At 32.6% G+C, this 1909-nt stretch carries 2 protein-coding genes; both read right to left on the bottom strand.

Going from position 1 to position 1909, the window contains the following annotated elements:
* Positions 1-42 precede the first annotated feature (42 nt).
* The gene (gene manA / locus M663_RS0101675) at positions 43-999 is read right to left on the bottom strand and encodes a mannose-6-phosphate isomerase, class I (RefSeq protein WP_029687735.1); all 957 of its coding nucleotides are present in this window, start codon (positions 997-999) and stop codon (positions 43-45) included.
* Positions 1000-1068: 69 nt separating this feature from the next.
* A complete protein-coding gene (deoD, locus tag M663_RS0101670; RefSeq protein ID WP_029687734.1) occupies positions 1069-1770 on the bottom strand; it encodes a purine-nucleoside phosphorylase in 702 nt (233 codons plus the stop codon).
* Between the last annotated feature and the right edge of the window lie 139 nt (positions 1771-1909).

The following is a 1909-nucleotide window of genomic DNA, read 5'->3' as shown; positions in this document are numbered from 1 at the left end:
CATTGTTGTTACTTCGGTTTCAAACATCGCAATTAGCTTTTTTTATATATAAGCTTTGAGCACCTTGCAATTTCCTTCTACTGTATAACTCAGTGTAGAAGCTGGTATTAACACAGTCTCTCCTGCCTTTAATTCAACAATATCTTCATAAAAATCAATTTTGCAATTTCCTTCTACAGCTGTTAAAGTGTTAAATTTTCCTTCTGTATCTATTTTTACCTCTTCATTTATTTCAATTATACTTACCTGAAAATATGGAGATTTAACAACATGAGATATGCGTCCGCCTCGTATTTCTTTAAATTCAGGTATTATTTTATCTGTCTTTATATTAAAATTTATAACATTTAAAGCTTTTTCTATATGTAACTCTCTCTTCCTACCGAATTCATCTACTCTATTGTAATCATATACTCTATAGGTGAGGTCTGAATTTTGTTGAATTTCACAAATAAGTATGCCTTCACCTATAGCATGCACCATCCCTGAAGGTATGTAAATCACATCACCTGGCTTTACTTCTATTTCCTTTAAACATTCTTCTAATCTTTCTTCCTCCAATAGTCTTTTAAATTCTTCTTTTGTAGTTCCTTCTTTTAAACCGCACACAAGTTTAGCCCCGGCTTTTGCATCTATTATATACCACATCTCTGTTTTTCCAGAATCGCCATTTTCGTATTTAAAAGCATATTCATCATCTGGATGAACTTGGACAGAAAGTTTGTCTTGCGCATCAATTATTTTGATAAGTAAAGGAAATCTCTCATAATTTACCCCTTTACCATATACATCCTCAAAAAATTTATAGGCTATATCACTTAGTTTTTGGCCATTAAATTCTCCACCTTCAATTACACTGACAGCAGTTCTATTGTCAGATATTGTCCACAATTCTCCAATTTTTTTACCCTCGGGAATATCAAAGCCAAATTTATCTCTTAATGCAGTACCTCCCCATATTCTCTCCATAAAAATAGGCTTAAATTTTAAAGGCTTCATCACCTATCAGCTCCTTTTTCAATTATTTTAAAAAGAGGATAAACCCAACTATCCTCTTTTTAAAAATCATTATTCAGCAATTTCTAGTGCAATTTTTACCATATCCATAAAAGTCTTTTGCCTTTCTTCAGCTGTCGTTGCTTCTCCGGTAACCAAGCTATCGCTCACTGTCAATATTGTAAGAGCATCTACATTGTACTTAGCAGCCAGAGTATATAGTCCTGCAGTTTCCATTTCTACTGCCAAAACACCAAACTTCGCCCATAATTTCCAACTGTCTGGGTCATCATTATAAAAAGTATCCGTTGTAAGAATATTTCCTACTTTAGGTTGTATTCCTAACTCCATTGCTTTATCATAGGCTTTTTTCAATAATTTAAAACTTGCTGTAGGAGCATAATCCATGCCATTAAATCTAATCTTATTTATTGCAGAGTCTGTTGAAGAACTCATGGCAATTACTATATCTCTGAGTTTGATATCTGGTTGTAAAGAACCACAAGTACCTATTCTTATGAGATTTTTCACGTTGTAACTGGTTATAAGCTCATTTACATAAATAGATAAGGAAGGTACTCCCATGCCTGTACCTTGAACTGATACTCTTTTCCCTTTATAATGCCCTGTAAAACCATACATTCCTCTAACTTCATTGTAACATTTTACATCATCAAGAAAATTTTCTGCTATGTATGTAGCCCTTAAAGGATCTCCTGGCAATAACACTGTTTGAGCGATTTCGTTTTCTTTAGCCCCAATATGTATGCTCATCTGAATCTCTCCTTCTATAATAGTTTTGCCCATATATAATATTAGCAAAAAACAACTTTTAAATCAAACAAAAATTTATGGACCAAACAATTTTTAAATTTTGGTTAGTTGTATAATTAAATGCAACAGATAAAAAAAT

It is taken from the genome of Thermoanaerobacter sp. A7A (assembly GCF_000445185.1).
GTDB lineage: Bacteria > Bacillota > Thermoanaerobacteria > Thermoanaerobacterales > Thermoanaerobacteraceae > Thermoanaerobacter.
Note: the sequence above shows the minus strand (reverse complement) of the source record. Positions and strands in the feature narration are given on the sequence as shown.

Coding starts and splice junctions, on each gene's coding strand:
- manA (WP_029687735.1), bottom strand. CDS start 999: ATGAAGCCTTTAAAATTTAAGCCTATTTTTATGGAGAGAATATGGGGA.
- deoD (WP_029687734.1), bottom strand. CDS start 1,770: ATGAGCATACATATTGGGGCTAAAGAAAACGAAATCGCTCAAACAGTG.